The sequence below is a fragment of the Methylobacterium sp. W2 genome, from assembly GCF_020662345.1.
Classification (GTDB): domain Bacteria; phylum Pseudomonadota; class Alphaproteobacteria; order Rhizobiales; family Beijerinckiaceae; genus Methylobacterium.
On sequence record NZ_VMOA01000053.1, the window covers coordinates 19,145 to 36,658 of the forward strand.

Annotated in this window: 13 protein-coding genes; 5 read left to right on the forward strand and 8 right to left on the reverse strand. The window is 68.0% G+C overall.

Annotated features, from left to right (window positions below; translation table 11 throughout):
• Positions 1-95: 95 nt before the first annotated feature.
• Positions 96-977, forward strand: coding sequence for a rhamnan synthesis F family protein (locus FPV16_RS22415; protein WP_227440698.1), 882 nt, complete (start codon positions 96-98; stop codon positions 975-977).
• Positions 978-1,096: 119 nt separating this feature from the next.
• Here the strand turns inward: FPV16_RS22415 and FPV16_RS22420 are convergent, their stop codons facing one another.
• On the reverse strand, positions 1,097-2,053 hold the full coding sequence (locus FPV16_RS22420) for a glycosyltransferase (RefSeq protein WP_227440699.1): 957 nt from the start codon (positions 2,051-2,053) through the stop codon (positions 1,097-1,099).
• A 273-nt stretch (positions 2,054-2,326) separates the two neighbouring features.
• Here FPV16_RS22420 and FPV16_RS22425 point away from each other — a divergent pair, with 273 nt between their 5' ends.
• The 3 genes from FPV16_RS22425 (at position 2,327) to FPV16_RS22435 (ending at position 3,607) form a co-directional block, all read left to right on the forward strand.
• The gene (locus FPV16_RS22425) at positions 2,327-2,524 is read left to right on the forward strand and encodes an Rmf/CrpP family protein (RefSeq protein ID WP_227440700.1); all 198 of its coding nucleotides are present in this window, start codon (positions 2,327-2,329) and stop codon (positions 2,522-2,524) included.
• A 149-nt stretch (positions 2,525-2,673) separates the two neighbouring features.
• Positions 2,674-3,006, forward strand: a complete 333-nt coding sequence (locus tag FPV16_RS22430) for a hypothetical protein (RefSeq protein ID WP_227440702.1) — start codon at positions 2,674-2,676, stop codon at positions 3,004-3,006.
• A gap of 151 nt (positions 3,007-3,157) precedes the next feature.
• Entirely contained in the window at positions 3,158-3,607 is a 450-nt protein-coding gene (locus tag FPV16_RS22435) for a translation initiation factor 2 (protein ID WP_413629342.1), read from the forward strand.
• Between the two features lie 117 nt (positions 3,608-3,724).
• Here the strand turns inward: FPV16_RS22435 and FPV16_RS22440 are convergent, their stop codons facing one another.
• From FPV16_RS22440 to FPV16_RS22465, 6 genes are all read right to left on the reverse strand, one after another.
• The gene (locus FPV16_RS22440; protein WP_227440705.1) at positions 3,725-6,697 is read right to left on the reverse strand and encodes a response regulator; all 2,973 of its coding nucleotides are present in this window, start codon (positions 6,695-6,697) and stop codon (positions 3,725-3,727) included.
• A 67-nt stretch (positions 6,698-6,764) separates the two neighbouring features.
• Positions 6,765-8,153, reverse strand: a complete 1,389-nt coding sequence (locus FPV16_RS22445) for a pentapeptide repeat-containing protein (RefSeq protein ID WP_227440706.1) — start codon at positions 8,151-8,153, stop codon at positions 6,765-6,767.
• Between the two features lie 4 nt (positions 8,154-8,157).
• Positions 8,158-10,068 (reverse strand): AI-2E family transporter, encoded by a 1,911-nt coding sequence (locus FPV16_RS22450; RefSeq protein WP_227440707.1) that lies wholly within the window; start codon positions 10,066-10,068, stop codon positions 8,158-8,160.
• 84 nt (positions 10,069-10,152) lie between these two features.
• Positions 10,153-10,533 (reverse strand): response regulator, encoded by a 381-nt coding sequence (locus FPV16_RS22455; RefSeq protein ID WP_227440708.1) that lies wholly within the window; start codon positions 10,531-10,533, stop codon positions 10,153-10,155.
• Between the two features lie 406 nt (positions 10,534-10,939).
• Positions 10,940-11,401: a DUF4126 family protein gene (locus tag FPV16_RS22460; RefSeq protein WP_227440709.1), complete on the reverse strand. Its 462-nt coding sequence runs from the start codon at positions 11,399-11,401 to the stop codon at positions 10,940-10,942.
• Positions 11,402-11,555: 154 nt separating this feature from the next.
• Positions 11,556-12,353 (reverse strand): lytic transglycosylase domain-containing protein, encoded by a 798-nt coding sequence (locus FPV16_RS22465; protein ID WP_227440712.1) that lies wholly within the window; start codon positions 12,351-12,353, stop codon positions 11,556-11,558.
• Positions 12,354-12,872: 519 nt separating this feature from the next.
• Here FPV16_RS22465 and FPV16_RS22470 point away from each other — a divergent pair.
• Complete coding sequence (locus FPV16_RS22470; protein WP_227440714.1) at positions 12,873-15,062, forward strand: TonB-dependent siderophore receptor; 2,190 nt, start codon at positions 12,873-12,875, stop codon at positions 15,060-15,062.
• Positions 15,063-15,172: 110 nt separating this feature from the next.
• Here FPV16_RS22470 and FPV16_RS22475 read toward each other — a convergent pair.
• A partial coding sequence (locus FPV16_RS22475; protein ID WP_413629340.1) for a TonB-dependent receptor family protein occupies positions 15,173-17,514 on the reverse strand: 2,342 nt, incomplete at its 5' end.

Here is a 17,514-nt window from a genome sequence, read left to right on the forward strand (position 1 = left end):
GCTCACACCTTGGAATAGAAAACGAAATTCCTTACTGAGGAGGGCATGGACGACCTTCGACGACGCGGCTTCTCACTTGGAACAAGACCCTGCTCATGGCCTTTCCGGCACGCCTGACAGCCATCGGCCGTCTCGGATTCCGGTCTCGCGCTTATGGCCGCCACGTCTATCATAAGATTTCTGCACTGACGCTCGGCGCCGCCTTCGTATCGCCGGCCGGCCAGCGCCTGCGACAGGCGGTGGTGCGGTTCGGCGCGCCTGCGCGTCATCCCGACGTTCGGACGGCCGTCGTCGCGCACGTGTACTACCTCGATCTCTTGCCCGAGATCCTGGCTTGCTGGGCAACGCTGCCCGGTGGGGCTCCGCTTCACCTCACGGTTCCGAGCGAAAGGATCAAGCAGGCTCGGCATCTGCTTCAGGGCATTCCAGGGGCGATCCTCCACCCGTGCGAGAATCGGGGTCGTGACATCGCCCCTTTCATCGCATTGCTCAATGCCGGGACGTTCGACCCTTATGATGCGGTCCTGAAGCTGCACACCAAACGCAGTCCGCATCTGCTGGACGGCGAGATCAGACGCAAACTTCTCTTCACCATGCTGGCGGGCGGTCGCAACGCGACTCTTCGGCTGTTGGCTGCGTTCGAAACGCCCGATACCGGTCTGATCGGCTGGAAGGCCTGTTACCGCGCAGCGCCATCCTACTGGATGGCCAACGAAGCGCGTGTCAGGGCCATCGTGCGGCAGATGGACATGCCGGACGACGCCGTCCGTCTGGGCTTCTTCGAGGGGTCCATGTTCTGGTTTCGGCCGGCGGCACTTGCGCGCCTTCGGCAGCTCCAGCTCCGCCCGGAGGATTTCGAACCCGAGGCGCGCCAGCTCGACGCAACCCTCCACCATGCAATCGAGCGGTGCTTCACGATTTCGGCCTGGGCCGATGGCTTCAGCGTTCGCGGTCTCGACGGTCGAATCCTGAAGTGATGCAAGAGCCGGAGCGGCAGAATGCAGTTCGATGCTTTCGGCGGTGGAATAGCCACAGACGGGCGCCGAAACGGCCGTCGTCATCGCCGCCCGGACGGGGGTGGCTCCGCCTGCAGGCTTTACTCGGGCCGTTTCAATGCCGTCTCGCGATTGTCCTGCCGGCGGGCCGACCTCCCGAGCGCGGTTTCCGGAGGGCCGAGTTCGGCTCGGGCGCCGTCGATCACGCCGCGCCAGAGCGCTTTCCGGACCTCGCGCGAGCAGCGGTTCTGCCGGAGATACACGATGATGCGCAGGGGGAGGAGGACGAGCGTCCGGGCCTTGTGGCCGACGGGCACGTGGCGCATGCGAAGCATCGCCAACTGGTTGCGCAGAAAGGTGTAGAGCCGTCGCGGCGGCTGGTCCGTTGGCGTGAGACCAAAAGGGAGCCGGATCCGGCCGCGGCCGAGCTCGTGCGCCATCGGGACGTCCTCCGCGATCCAGATGGAGTAACCGCGGTGGTTGGCCCGCATGCACCATTCCACGTCGATGGCATCGATGAAGAAATCCGCGCGAAACGGACCGATGGCGCGCGCTGCCTCGCAATTCACGAGGGAACCTGACGAGATCACGAACTGGACGCGGGACGCATGCGCCGCGTTTCCGCTGCCTCCCTGTTGGGGCGGAGATCGCAGCGGCTTGCCGGACCAATCCGTCGGTCGCGGGCCAACGATGGCGGGCCGCTCGCCTGCCTCGCACAGGCGCGCGTGGATCGCGGCGAGCCGCGGGATCGTACCCGTCGGTGGCAGGCTGTCCTGATCGAGGAGGAACAGGAAGGCACCGTCCTGACGGTGGGTATGGTCCAAGAGAGCGTTGTAAGCGGCGCCGAGGCCGAGATTGCCGCCGGGCCGCATCACGAAGAGGTCCGTGCCCTGCGCCGCCGCGCGCAGGCGGTCCTCATCCTGCGAGGAGACGGCGGAATTGGCGTAGATCACGATCTCCCGCACGTCGGGCGCCAGCGCGCCGACGAGGCGAAGGAGGTTCGCCTCGTCGGGATGATAGATGACGATCCCGGCTATCGTCTGCAGTTGCGCGGACAAGGCGGCTTCCTGTTACGGCATATGTCGACGGGACTGCCATTCCCATGAGCTCCGCGCAAGCCGCAGAGGTCATGTGGCGGAAACCGTCCGCTTGCGGCGGATGAGGGAACCCACGGCGCTTGAGCCCATTCTGATCTGGCTAAGAGACTCCACCTTTACCCGCCCGGCTCTCGCCGCGGCGGGTTTTTCGTCGCAGGGGCGTGATGGAATCGATCCTCCTCCCCATTGTCGCGTTTCCCCGGCTCCAGAAACAGTCGGGATGGGAAACGAGCCATGAGCGACGGCGCCACCGCGAGCGATAGCCCCTTCATCAAGGGCCGGAACGCCCGCCTCTACGGCAAGACACGCGACAGCTGTCCCTATTCCGAAGGCAGCGACGATCACGCCGCCTGGATACAGGCCTTCGACGAGGCCGCCGGCGACGGGAGCGCGACGGACACCGGGACCGTCGATCCACAGAAGGCGATTTGATCGCATGCCGCACGGCCGGGAACATCCGGCCGGCGGTTCCTTTTCGCTATCGTCGTGCCTTGGTCCGGGCGGGACGAGGTCTCGAAGACCTGACATCGATCATGCGATAGTCGATCCGGCCTGAACGTTTCCAGGCGCCGGAGCCACGCATGAACGGACGAAGCCCGAGGGGCGTGCACGGCGCCCGAGCCCTGTCCCAGCACATCCTGCCCGCCGCGGGAACGATGATCGGCGTGTGCACGACGCTGGTCGGGCTGGTGAAGATCGCCGAGGCCCAGATCGGCCCGAGTCACGTGGACGAGGCCGTGTCCCTGACGGCGATCCTGTTCCTCGTCAGTGCGGCCGCCTCGTATCTCTCTATGCGCCTTGACGACGACCGTCCCCTCGCGCTTCGGCTGGAGCGTGTCGCCGACATCTGCTTCGTCATCGGCCTCCTCGGACTGTCCACGATCACGCTGCTTTTCGCCTACGAGACGATCTGAACCGTCTCTCCCCTGGGAGGCACGCCGCGACTATGCGGCGGAGGCCTGTGTACCGGAGCCGAAGGTGCGCGCCGCTACCCTTGCGGGACGAGACCCGTCACGCCACAACCGTTTGCCGACTGAGAATGCGGCGCGTGGGGGGGACGTCATGATGGATCGGGTTGTCAGGGCTGCGGCGATGGCCGCGGTGGGTCTCGGTGTGCTCGGATTGGGAGCGTGCGGCAGCATCACGCGCGGAACCTCCGAGAAGATGGCGTTCCAGACGGAGCCCACTGGCGCCACGATGACCAGCACCAAGGGCTATGCCTGCCCGGCCACGCCCTGCTCCCTCGATGTCGACCGTTCCGACGAGTTCGACGTCACCTTCGTCAAGCCCGGCTTCCAGCCCGAGACCATTCCCGTGCGAACCAAGGTGGTGGGAACCGGGGCGGCCGGCATGGCGGGTAACGTCATCGCCGGCGGCATCATCGGCATCGGCGTCGATGCCGCCACGGGCGCGGCGTTCGACCATTTCCCCAACCCCGTCGTGGCCACCCTCGTGCCGGACAGCCTGCCCAGCGCGCAGCGCGCGCGCAGGCACCGCGGCAGACCGGCTGTGTGACGGCGCTCCGCCCGCCTCGAGCTGCGCCCGACCACGTTGGGTCGGGGCACATCTCCAGGCCTTTGTTCTGCCGCGCTCTTTGTCGCCGAACCGGCATCCACTTCGGCGGAGAGTGCTCTACGACGTGACCAGGGAGCGGAGGGCGTCGGCGAGGTCGGACAGGCTGAGCTGGCCCTTCTGCAGCACCCGGTCGGCCTGGCCGGCCAGACGCCGGCGGTCGTCGGCGGTGACGTCCTTGGCGGTGAGCACGACCACCGGGATGTCGCGCCATTCGGGTTTCGCCCGCAGGACGCGGAGGAAGCCGAACCCGTCCATCTCCGGCATCATCAGGTCAAGGAGGATGAGGCAGGGCTTTTTTACCGCCACCGCCTCCAGCCCGGCCCGGCCGTGCTCGGCGGAGGTCACGCGCCAGCCCTCGCGGGTGAGCATCGCGGTCATCCGCTCGCGCACATCGGCATCGTCGTCCACCACGAGGACCGGGCCATCGGAGCCCGTGGCCCGGAAGCGCTCCATTGCTTCCTTCAGGTGTCCCCATTCGATGGGCTTGTGCAGGTAGTCGGTGGCGCCGAGGGAAAAGGCGAGGCTCTGCTCGTCGAGCACCGTGACCATGATCACCGGCGTCGCCCCGAGATCGGGATCGGCGCGGAGCGCCCGCAGCACCGACCAGCCGTCCATGCGCGGCATGGTCACGTCGAGGAGGATCACCCGTGGGCGCAGGGCGCGGGCGCGCTCCAGGCCCTCTCGCCCGTCCGCCGCGCTGGCCACGCGAAAGCCGTCCTTCTCGAGATAGCGGGTCAGGAGATCGCGGGTCGCGGGATCGTCGTCGATGATCAGGACCTGATCCCCCTTGGCGGTGCCGGAGGGCGCCGTTGCGGGGCCGTCATGGGCGATCGCGGAGGCGGGCTGCACCTCGACGTAGCGGGCGGGGATCCGGATCGTGAAGGTGGTGCCCTCCCCTTCGCGGCTCGCCACGTCGATCTGCCCGCCGAGCATGGTGGAGAAGGCGCGGGTGATGGCGAGGCCGAGGCCGGTGCCGCCGAAACGGCGCGTGGTCGAGGCATCGGCCTGGGTGAAGCGCTCGAACAGCTTGGCCTGCTGCTCCGGGCTCATGCCGATGCCGGTATCGACGACGCGGAAGACGAGCCAGGCGTCCTCGCGATCACCCTCGCGCACGGCTGAGAGGGTGATCCGCCCGTTCTCGGTGAACTTCGCCGCGTTGCTGAGGAGATTAATGAGGCACTGGCGCAGCTTGGTCTGGTCGGTATGGGCGAGCCCGAGATCCTCGGCGAGGTCGAGGTCGAGGGCGTTGCCCTTCTTGCCGATGAGGGCGTCCACGGTGGAGGCGACCTCGCGCACCATCTCGGCGACGGGGAAGTCCTCGGCGTAGATCTCCATGCGCTCGGCTTCGATCTTCGAGAGGTCGAGGACGTCGTTGATGAGGCCGAGGAGATGGCGGGCATTCGCCTCGATCTTGCGCATGTCGGCGAGCAGGCTCTCCTGGCCGAGATCCTCCATCTCCTCCTGCAGCATCTCCGAATAGCCGATCACCGCCGAGAGCGGCGTGCGCAGCTCGTGGCTCATGTTGGCGAGGAACTGGCTCTTTGCGCGGTTGGCCTCCTCCGCCGATTCCTTGGCGGCTTCCAGCGCCTGCTCGGCTTCCTTCCGCGCGGTGATGTCGGTATGGGCGCCGACCCATTCGCGGACCGTCCCCGCCTCGTCGAGGATGGGGACGCCGCGCACGGCCATGTGGCGCCACACGCCATCATGACGGCGGATCCGGTGCTCGATCTCGTAGAGGGTGACGTGCGAGACCGCATGGTCCCAGGCCGCCTGCGTCTTGTCGCGGTCGTCGGGGTGGATCGCGCCGAGGAAGCCGTGGCCGGCGGCCTCCGTCGGGCTCTGGCCGGTGAAGCGCGTCCATTCGGACGGGGCGACGGTGAAGCCGCCATCCGGCGGGGTCGCCCAGACGATGGAGGAGGTGGCCTCGGTGAGGGAGCGGAAGCGCTGCTCGCTCTGGCGCGTGCGCTCCTCGGTGAGCTTGCGCAGGGTCTCGTCGGTGACGACGAAGCCGACGCCGTCCACCGTCCCGTCGGAGAGTCCCGCCGAGCCCGGCAGCGGATAGACGCTGATCTGGAGATGGCGAACGCCGCCCGGCGCACTCGGGGTCGGCACGGCGACGTCGATATCGGGCGTGATCAGGCCCTTGTCCCGCGCCGCCTCGAATTTCGGACGGAGCAGGTCTTCGAGCTCCGGGATCGCGGCCCAGATCGGGCCGCCGAGGGAGGCCTGGAAACCACGCGCGTTCATCGTCTCCAGGGCGCGGTTCATGTGGCGGATCGCCAGGGTGTGGTCGAGGAAGCCGAGGCCCACGGGGGCATTGGCGAGGACTCCGTCGAGGAGCGCCGTCATACGCTGGCTGTCGCGCCGGCGCAGCAGGGCGATGCGGCCCAGCAGTCCCATCGCGGCGAGCGCCGAGGCCGCGCAGACGAGGGACAGGATCAGCCCACGCCAGAATTCCGTCGTCTCGGAGCGGGCGAGGCTGTCGCGGGCATGGTCTTGTCCGACCCGTGTGGCTTCGCGGATGCCATCCATCATCCGCTTGCCCTCCCCGGTCCGAACCAGGATCACGGCCGCGTCGAAGCCGCTGGCATCCCGCGCTTCCACCACCCGGCGGGCGAAATCGCGCTCACCCGTGATGAGGGTCCGCAATTCCCGGCGCCGGGCGGTTCCGGGATCGGCGGATTCCGATTCCAGCCGGTCGAGCTCGCCGATCTGGCCGTCGAGGGTGTCGACCGCGCGCTTGTAGGGCGTGAGATAGTTCGGCATCCCCGTCAGGGTGTAGCCGCGCATGCCCGTCTCGAGATCCTTCATGGTCGAGAGCAGGCGCTCGTTCAGCGTGATGATGTCGTGCTGTCGGGAGGCTTCCGTGCGGCTGCGCTCGGCGAACACGTAATTGGCGAGGCCGGCGGCCACGGCGACGGCGAACAGCCCGAAGGCCACCGGAGAGCCGGGGATCCCCTGCAGGGCGGTGGGAACGGCCTTGGGGCCGCGCCAGCGCCAGAGGCGGCGGGAAGAGGTCGGGGTGTCCATCGGTGCGGCTCGCGGTGATGTCGATGACGGATCGGTGGTGTGCGGGGACGGCGTTTCCGGCGGGTGCCTATCGTCGCAGCCGGTTGCCCAGGACGAAGCCGAACAGGCCCATCAGGATGATGCCGGCGGCGCCTTCGATCCCGACGAGGAGGTTGGTGAAGCGCCCGACCGGCTTGACGCCAATTTCCGGCGGGTTCGCCGTCATCATGTTGAGGGCGCTGTAGCTGAGGAGGTCGAGGGGATTGTACGTCGCGCTTCCGTTTCCGCCCTCGGGGATCAGCCCGCCGGCGATGCCGAACAGGGCGCCGAAGACGAAGATCAGGATCACGAAGGCGCGGGCGATGCGCGACAGGCTCTCCCCGTAATCGCACAGCCATTCCACGAACCGGTCGGCGACCCAGCGATAGCCCGATTGCAGGACGGGTTTCCAGGTTCTGGGTGACCGGGTCCGCCGGGCCCAGGCCGCCCGCGCCTCGGCGCCGGCATGGAGCCGGCCCATGCGACGGCCGCGCTTGTAGGCCCAGCTCGCCTCGTCATGGCTGCCGATGCTCTTCATGTTGTGCTCGATGGCGAGGTAGCTCGCCTGCGCGGCCTCGTATTCGCCCGCGATCTCCTCGCCCACCGCGCCGCCGAGCTGGTCCACCCGGAAGCGGACGCCGGTGAGGAGCGCGCCCGAGAACCGGGCATGGCGCAGGCGGCAAGACATCAGGTTGAGGCGCACGAGGTTCGTCTCGGACAGGTCGGCCCCGGAGAGGTCGGCCCCGTCGAGGGCGGCACCGGAGAGGCTGGCGCCGCGCAGGCGCGAGTCGGTGAGACGTGCCTTCTTGAGGCTCGCCCCGTCGAAATTGGCGAAGGTCAGGTTCATGTCGGCGAGGTTCGCCTCGTCGAGACGGCCCCCGTCGAACCGGCTGTAATCGGCATCCGCCCCGGTGAAATCGGCCCCCCAGAGATCGGCGCGGGCGAAGGTCGCCCCGTCGAGAAGGGCGCGCTGCATCCGGGCAAAGCGCATGGTCGCGCCGGTGAAGTCGGCATCCTCCAGCATGGCGTCGGAGAAATGCGCCTCGCCGCCGACGATGCCGGTGAAGTTCGCGCCGCTGCAATCGGCCTCGCTGAAATTTGCCTCCTCCAGGATCGCGCCCTCGAACCGGGCGGAGCGGGCCAGCGCCCCGACGAGGGAGGCGCCGGACAGGTTGGCGCCGGAGAGGTCGGCCTCGACGAGGTCGGCCCCATCGAGATGCGCGCGGCACAGGCCGAGGCCGCGATGCCTGGCGTCCCACCATGGGGGCGCCGCCGCGCCGGGCGGGATGCGCGCCAGCAGGGCCTCGCGCCCGGCCCGGAGGCCGGACAAAGCGAGCCGCTCGTCATTGGCGCGGAAGGGTTGCCCGTCCGCTTCCGCGATACGGGCCAGGAGCCCCTCGGTGGCGGCGTGGGCGGGGGTCGGATCGCGATCGGCCATGGCCTCAGCCGCGTCCCGCCCGCCCCGGTGCGGCATAGCGCAGGGCCGCGTCGAGGGCGTCGTTGAGGGAGGTCACCAGCACGTCGGCGGAGGTGGTCCGGCGCAGGCGGTCGAGGGTCGAGGGGTCGCGCTCGCGCCAGAACCCGACGAGCACCTTTACGTCGGGAAGCTCCTTGCGGGCCTGCCGGACGGTGAGACGGATCTGCGAGAGGCTGACCGGTTCGAGATAGGAGAAGCAGATCATCGCGATCTCGTCCGCGCGTTCGGGCCGCTTGTCGGCGCGCAGGTCGGCGAGCGAGGTCATCTGGGCGGCGAGGCCGTGACGGCCGAGGATCTGGCTCAGCATCAGGGTCGCCGCCTCGTCGAAGGGACCGCGGCTCGAGACGCAGAGGATCGGGGTGGCGCCGCGCCAGTTCGCGGCGAGGTCGCCCCGCGCCAGGACGATGCCGGCGCTGCTGCGATCCGGCCCGGCGGCGGCAATGGCGGCGGCGGCCTCGGCGCTGCCGGCCGAGCCCGACCGCTTGATCGGCGCGAGTTTGAGCCTGTCGACCACGGTGCGGATCGCCGCGCCGACCTCGCTCTGGCGCGACCGGTCGAGGGCCCCGCGGGCGAGGTCGTCCTGGGCGAGGCGAAGGCCCGCCAGCACGACCTCGTCGTAATAGGTCACCAACGCCCGCGCCTTCAGCACCTGCCGGCCCTGTTCGATCGCCTCGGCCGGGTCTCCGGCGAGCATGCGCTGGTAGAAGATCTCCGGGGGCGCCAGGGCGGGCTGGTCGCCGAGGATGACGTCGAGGAACCAGAGCCGGTCCACGTGGCGGCCGAGGACGACGAGACAGACGGTGATCGGTGTCGCGAGGACGAGGCCGATCGGTCCCCACAGGAAGGTCCAGACGGTGGCCGCCAGAATCACCGCCAGCGGCGAGAGGCCGGTGGAATGGCCATAGAGCAGCGGCTCGACCACGTGGCCGGCGATGGGCTCGACGATGAGGAACAGGAGCGCGGTGGCGATGACCATCGACCAGCCGGGATCCACCGCCGCCGCCAGGATCAGCGGCAGCAGGGCGCTGATGGCGCCGCCGATATAGGGCACGAAGCGCAGGATCGCCGCGAGCACGCCGAACAGGATCGGGCTCGGCACGCCGATAAACCAGAGGCCGGTGCCGATGACCGCGCCGAAGGCGATGTTGAGGGCGAGCTGCGCGAGGAAGAACCGGCTGAGCCGGTTGGTGGCGTCGTCGATGGCCGCCGTGGTGCGACGCAGGTCACCCGAGCCGGCGAGCCGGATGGCGCGGTTCCTCAGATCCTCCCGCTGCAGCAGGATGAAGATCGTGAAGAGGAGGATCAGGCCGGCGGTGGCGAGCGGGTGCAGGATCGGCCCGACGAAGGCACCGAGCGTCGTGGTGAGCGCGGCCTGCGGGGCGGTCATCACCACATGGAGCGGATTGGCGCGGCTGCCGGACCGGCCCGGAAGGTCTTCGTCCTTGGGGGGCGCGGGCTGCAGCTCCTCGCCGAGGTCCTGCACCATGTCGACGATGCGCGACAGGGTTCCACTCCCCGATGTCGCTTCCTTCACCGAGGCGATCTTCTCGCGGATCGTGATCTGGTAGCGCGGCAGGTCGGAGGCGAGCTGACCCGCCTCGGTGGTGATGAGCAGCCCGACCCCGATGATCGCCGCGAAAGCGGCCACCACGACAAGGGGCGCCGCCGCGGCGCGCGGCACCAAGGCCCGTCTCAGGAGGCGCACGGCGGGCACCAGGACGAAGCCGAGGAGAATCGCCAGGACCACGGGCACGATGATGTCGCGGCCGAAGTACAGAATCGACGCGATGGTGACGACCAGTAGGCACGAGGCCAGGATCGTGAACACCGGCATCGCCTGCCGCAGCAGGCGCGCGGTGATGGGATCGTCACTCATGGGGAATGGGTCTTCTCGTCTCGACGCGTGTCAGTGGAAGCCCCGTCCCAGCGGGAGGCGCGAAGTCTCGGATCGGACCGGCGGTCAGGCCGGGGTTTCCGCGCCGCCCAAGGCCGCGCCGATCTGGGTCAGCAGCTTGGAGAAGTCGATGGGCTTGGGGTGATAGTCGTCGCAGCCGGCCTGGATCGCCTTGTCGCGGTCACCGAGCATGGCATGGGCGGTGAGCGCGATGATCGGGATGTTCCGGGTGTCGCCGCTGGATTTCAGGGCGCGGGCCGCCGACCAGCCGTCGAGGATGGGCAGGTTCATATCGAGGAGGATCACGTCCGGGCGACCGGCGCGCGCCTGCTGCACGCCGGCCTCGCCGTCATGGGCGAGGATGACGTCGTAGCCGCGTCGCTTGAGACGGCGGGACAGGAAGTCCCAGATCTCTTCGTGATCTTCCACCAGCAGGATCTTGGCCATCAATGGAACTCCGGCATCATGTCGACCCGACGCGTCGGGTCTGCGTTTGCGTGAGCAATCGTTCGGGAGGCCAGGATTCCTCACTTTCGATCGCTTGTGGTCTGACCATCAGTTTCCGTGCCTGCCGGCCCGGTCACGACAACCTTGTCACGACGTCCCTGCCCCGCCTCCGTCGAAAGCCGGCGCCGGACAGGTCCGGGCACTCGGCGGATGGGTGGAAGAAGCATCGTCCCCTCCCCGCCCGGCCCCGAATGGTCGCTCCCCACGACGGAGCGCCCTGGTGTCAGGCGTGGTGACGAAGTGCAACGCACCAATCGGGTTTCCGGTCCTCGACCAGGACAATTCTGTCTCTGGTCACGGAGAGGATGCGAAGAAACCGGATCGGGGGCGAGGCTCGAAGGCCGCGCTAGAGCGCACTCGTGACGAGGATCGCGGCGAGGACGGCGACGGCATCCTCGGTGAAGGCCGCTGGCTTGTCCGAACCGAAGGAGGCGGCCATCCACGCCCTCGCCCGGGCGCCGCCCAGCGTCCCGATGACGGCGCCGGCCGCGCCCGCCAGGGCTCCGGCGACGGGCTGTCCCAGACCGATCCCGATCGCGCCGCCGCAGAGAGTGCCGCTCGCGATCCGTGCGGCGAATTGCACGGGCACGGTGCGGCTCGGTGTGGCCGGAAGCATGTCCGTGAAGAACTCGGCGAGCGCGAGAAGGGTGAGGATGACGGCCGTCGAGCGGTAGCCGAGAAAGGCGAGCCAGCTTCCGTCGAGGGAGATCCAGCCGAGATGCGCCGCCCAGGCGATCGCCGCCGGCGCGGTCATGGTCCGCAGACCCGCCACCATCCCGATCAACCCTGCGAGAACGATCCCGGCCATGGAGTATGTCCCGCTGCGACGCCATCGTCGAAGCCGGAAGATCGATCAGGCAGAGGCCAAGTCAAGGTGGGCCTATGGCAGCAGCCCCGAGCGAGCCCCCGGCGCGAAAAGCCCGGCCCGATGAAAACGGGGCCCCGAAAGGCCCCGTGATCCGTCACTCGCCGTCGATCTGGCGTCCGAGCTGGGCGATCGCCTTCTGGTAGACGGTGGCCGCGTTCCATCCCTGGATCGCCGCGAAGTTCGGCTCGCCCGGCTGGTAGCCCGCTCCGGCCCTCCAGCCGTGGCCTTTCAGGAAGTTGGCGGTGGCATTCAGCGCATTGGGAGCGCTGTCGAGGCTTCCGCCGGTGCTGTAGGTCAGCACGTTCTTGGGCAGGAACTGGGTGTGGCCGACCTCGCCATGGGCGGCGCCGCGGGTCGCGGAAGTGAGGATGCCGCGATCGACGAGGGTGAGGGCCGCGTAGAGCTGGTCGGTGAAGAAGTCCGAGCGGCGGCAATCGTAGGCGAGGGTCGCCACGGCGGACAGCGTGTTGATGTTGCCGCGAACCGCGCCGAAGCCCGTCTCCATGCCCCAGATTGCTAGGAGCGGACCGGCCGGCACGCCGTAGCGCTGCTCGATCGAGTCGAACAACGCTGCATTGGTCTGCTTCAACTTGCGGCCGCGGGCAACGATGGTGGGGCCGCCGCGCTTGGCCAGGAACTGGTCGAGGGTCAGGCGGAAGCTCTTCTGGCCCCGGTCGGCCGAGATGGTGGCGCCGGAATAGGAGGTTTCCATCAGCGCGGCGAGGCTCGCGGCGCTGGCGCGTCCCTTCGCCTCCTGTGCAAACTGGGTCTTCCACGCCTCGAAACCGCTGGCCGTGTTGCCACATTGGGCAGCCTGTGCCGTGCCGGCCATGCAGGCCAGGGCACCGAGGCCGGCGGCGATGAGGGCCCCCTTGTAGCCGCGTCTGATCATCCGAAACTCCTCCGTCGCGGCAGCTCTCAGGAGACCGCCAGCTTTGCCGACCGCCCTAAGCCGTTCCGCATGGGAAGGCTACAACCTTGCCGAGGTGTCGGCGCGGCCCGTACCAGTTCCCGCCAAGATGTGATCTTCCGGTTACCACCCTGATCTTCCGCGAGGCCGCTGCCCATGGCCCACGGGCCGTGATGTTCGATCGGGGCATGGAGCGCGAGACACATCCGCCCGGCTTCCTCGTGCTACCAGAACCGCGATGCGTCCAATCCTTCGCACCTCCCTGGGGTTGCCCGCTACTCTCCGAACATCGCCTCGTTATCTTTTTGAACAAACTATTGTGCAGTGAAGATCAGCGGTCGGAGATTTACTGACTGATGAAATATTTTATCACATGAAAAATAACGCATAATGAAATATCGTTAAACTGCATATTTAGAGTAATTATAATGTTTATACTCGATATTGTCAGGACGTGACTTTGATTATACTCGTCGTTCTCAAGTGTTTCAGGAGTAGACGATGCTAGACCAGACTGGACGCCTGCCTCAACCGGCGAGGCTCGACCGCCGATCCGCCAGCCGCCTTCCCTGGTTGCTCGCGGGCGGAGCCGCGCTCGTCCTCGCCGACACGGCCTGGGCCCAGAACGGCCGCGCGGCGGCGCAGGCCGCGTCCCCGACCGCCGTGTCCCTCGATCAGATCACCGTCGACGGCGATGGCCGCGGCACCATAGGGTACCAGCCCAGGCGCACCAGTTTCGGGGCCGGGTCGGACACCTCGCTCCTCGATACGCCCGCCAACATCGCCGTGGTGCCCGCCACGGTCCTGCGCGACCAGCGCGTGCTGTCCCTCGACGAGGCCTTGCGCAACGTCAGCGGCACCGCCCAGGCCAACAGCCTCGGCGGCACGCAGGAAGGCGTGATCCGCCGCGGATTCGGGACCACGCGGGACAGCTCGATCCTGCGGGACGGCCGCCGCACGGTCCTGCAGCAGAACTTCAATTACGCCATCGAGCAGGTGGAGGTGCTGAAAGGCCCCGCCTCACTCCTCTACGGCATCTCGGAGCCCGGCGGTCTCATCAACCTCGTCTCGAAACGTCCCGAATTCGCCTCGCATGGCGCACTCAACATCACGGGGACGAGTTTCGGCGGCGGCCTCGTCCAGGCCGACGTGACCGGGCCGATCGAAGGCACCAACCTCGCCTACCGGGTGGTCGGCGACTTCCAGGATTATCAATACTGGCGCAATTTCGGCGCGATCGAACGGCAGGTCGTGGCCCCGTCGCTCACCTGGAAGGGTGACGACACCAAGGTGACGGTGGCCTACGAGTTCTCGCATTACAATATCCCGTTCGACCGCGGCACCGTCTTCGATCCGCGCAACGGCCGGCCCCTACGGGTCCCGCGCGACCGCCGCTTCGACGAACGCTTCAGCCGCGTCGACGCCACGAGCCATCTCGCCAGCCTCGATATCGAGCATCGCTTCAACGACGATTGGCGGCTGCATTTCGGCTATAGTTTCAGCCATCTCGGCTATGACGACAATCAGGTCCGCGCGGTCTCGTACAATGCCGAGACGGGCTTCCTGACCCGACGGGCCGATTCCACGCAAGGCGGCGACTTCAACGCGCATGTGGCACGCCTCGACCTGACCGGACGGGTCGACACCTTCGGCCTTCGGCACGACATCCTGACCGGCGCGATGTACGAGCGGGTGGACTACTTCCGCAAGACCACCATTCGCGGCGTCAATCAGGGCGGCTTCAACGTCTTCGACCCGATCTATGGTCGCCTCGGACCGTCGGACCGGGTTTCGCTCACGGGGAGCGACGTCCGCGACCGGCTCAACAACACCAGCCTCTATCTCCAGGATTCGGTCCATCTCACCGACCAGCTCATCCTGGTGGCTGGCGTCAGCGCCCAGATCTACGACCAGCTCGCCTATGCCGGGCGGCCTTCCGTGGTCACCACCGACATCAACGGCGTGACGCCGGTTCCGCGCGCCGGGATCGTCTACAAGCTGACGCCCGATCTCTCGCTCTATGGCAGCTTCAGCCGCTCGTTCCGGCCCAACGTCACCGATCTGGAGACCAACGGCTCCCTCGCCCCCGAGGAGGGCGAGGCCTACGAGGTCGGCGTGAAGGCGGATCTCGGGCCCGGCCTCACCGTGACGGGAGCGATGTTCGATGTCGAGAAGGCCAACGTGCTGGTCACCCAGGTGGTGGACGGAACGCGGATCGCCACCACCGCCGGCAAGGCCCGTTCGCGCGGGTTCGAACTCGACTTCGCCGGCCAGATCCTGCCCGATTGGGCGGTGATCGGCAGCTACGGCTTCACCCAGGCGCTCGTGACCGAGGACCCGGTGCTCGCGGGCAAGGAGCTTCAGAACACGCCGCGCGTGACGGCGTCCGCCTTCCTCACCCACCAGTTCGGCGCGGTGAATCAGGCGGCCGAACTCGGCTCTCTGCGCCTCGGTCCTGGTTTCCTCGAGGCCGGCTTCGGCACCCGCTACATCGGCGAGCGGCCGGGCGATGCCGCCAACACCTTCACCATGCCTCACTACCTCGTGTGCGATGCCTTCCTCGCCTATCGCACGGCGGTGAACGGGCGGGCGACGACGATCCAGCTCAACCTCAAGAACCTGTTCGACGAGACCTATTATACGTCGTCTGCGGCCAGCAACCTGCTGGTGGCCGTGGGCGAGCCGTTCTAGGCCATGGTGACGGCACGGGTGACCTGGTGACGGCAACCTGCCGATAGGCCGATCTCATGATCTGCCCCGATGGCGACGGGCCGGATACCGCATCCGGCCCGTCGCCATCGTCAGAAGGACAGCCTCATCCCCGCGACCACGTTGCGCGGCGCCCCGGCGAAGACCGAGCCCGGGGTGGCGGCGAGCACACCGGCACCGTTCTGCAGGCCGCTCGTGGTGTTGAGGGTGTTCGCGAGGTTCTGGGCCGAGGAGATGTAGGTCTCGTCAAAGACGTTGCGGACTTCCGCATAGAGGCTGATGCGTTTGGCGTAGCCGCCGGCGAGGTCGGCCGCATAATGCACGTTGGCGTTGACGAGGGTGTAGCCCGGCGCCTTCAGCTGGTTGGCGTTGTCGATGAAGAACCCGTCCTGGACCACCGCCTCCACATAGGCGCCGAGGCCGGCGAGCGGCCCGGTCGGCTGATCGTAGCCGATGCGGGCGAGGAGCTGGTGGGCGGGCACCCCCGGAATGGCGTTGCCGGCGCGGTCGAAGAGCGTCGTGATCGATCCTCGTCCAGGGCACGTGAGATTGACCAAGCAGACGCTGAGCTGCTCGGTGTAATTCGTATAGATCTGGTCGTCGAACGTGTAGGCGGCCACCGCCCGCCATCCGGGTGAGAAGGCCCAGTCGGCCGCGAATTCGATGCCGCGATGCTCCGAGGCCGGGGCGTTGAACGTGTAGCTCAGGAACCCGGCGCCGGGGGATTGCGAGACGAGCTCGTTGCGGAAGAACTCGTAGAAGCCGGTCAGGCTGAGGCGCAGGTTCTCCGTGGGCGTCCAATCAGTGCCGAGGTCGAATCCGAGATTCTCCTGGGTCTGGAGCTGGGTGTTGCTGCCCGGAAGACCGGCGGGTGTGATGAACAGGTTGCTCGCCGCCGGCGTGGTGTAGCCCGTGGCGGCCCGCCCCCGGAACGCCCAGGCGCCGTTCGGCCGGTAGACCAGGGCGAGTTCGGGGGCGACGTTGAGGAAGCTGCGGTCGGTCGTGGCCACCGTCGTCGTCCGTGCCGTCGCCGAATAGCCGTAGGCGAGATTGTGCCCGGTGATGGTGGTGTTCTCCGCCGCGATGCCGAGGACACCCGTCCATTGGTCAGACAGTGCGACCTCCGTCCGCGCACGGCCGCCGAGATTCGATTGCACCGCCTCCTGCTCGCCGATCAGCGCGCCGAGAGTCGGCCCGCCATAGGGCGCGCGGTTGTATGTCGTGATGTGGTTGTCGATGGTGTTGTAGGCGAGCGCCACGTAGCCCACCGCCGGGAGACCGAACAGGTCGCCGCGCCGGGTCAGGTCGGTGAGGAAGTTCCAGGACGGATAGGAGCCCCGCGACGAGGTCGTATAGAAGGGCTGGTTGAAGTTGCGCTCGTCGAAGCCGAGCTGCGTGCGCCACGTGGTCTGCGCGTCGATATCGTGCTCCCAGCGCGCCGCCACGATGGTGCGGCGGTCCTTGCGGCCGAAGCCGCCTTCATCGGCCGTGACGGGGATCCTCGTGCCGTAAGCCCCATTGGCGAAGAGCCCGGTGAGGGTGCAGCCGGGGGCCGCGGTGGCCGCCGCCGCGCAGCCGCGCTGGTAGGGGTTGATGCCGAACTGGTCGAGGGAGGAGCGGGCGGGAAGGTCCGCGTTCACCTGGTTGTTGATCACCTTCAGGGTGAAGCGGTTGTCCGGGGTCGGAGTGTAGCTCGCCAGCAGGTTGATGGTCTGGGTGTCGTAGGAGGAATGGTCCTGGTAGCCGTTGCCGCGCGCGTCGCTGGCGAACAGGCTGATCTCCACCGGACCGCTGACGCCGCCGACGGTGAAAGAGTTGCTGAGATAGCCGAAGCTGCCGGCATCGGTGCCGATCTCGTAGCCATCGATCTCGCGGCCGGTGCGGGTCCGGAACGCCAGCGCGCCGCCGGTGGCGTAATTGCCGAACAGGGCCGATTGCGGACCGCGGAACACGTCGATGCGGGAATAGGCGCGCGGATCGACGAGGTCGAAGCGGGAGGCGCCGTCCGGCTGCGTCAGGATGAACCCGTCCTCCAGGACCACCATGTTCTTGGTGACGCCGGTGGAGCGGGCGTTGTTGCCCCGGATCGAGATGACGACGTCGCGCGCGCCGTTGCCCTGGCGCACGGTGATTCCGGGGCTGTTGACGAGCACCGAGCCGATATCGCTGGCGGGTCGGTCGCCGATCGTGCCGCTGCGCCCGACCTGGGTCACCACCTGCCCCACGGGCTGCTCGATGACGCTGGGGGCCGAGCCCTGGGGCGAGGCGACGCCGAAGCCGCTCCGGCCGGCCTCCCCGACGACGGAGAGTTCCGGCAGGGTGACGCCGTCCTCGGCGGCTTGCGCCAGGGCGTCGGCGCCCGCGAGCGGCAGGGCGGCGAGGGCGAGGAGGGCGCGCCGGGCGCCGCTGCGGCGTGGGGCGTGAGGGGGACGGG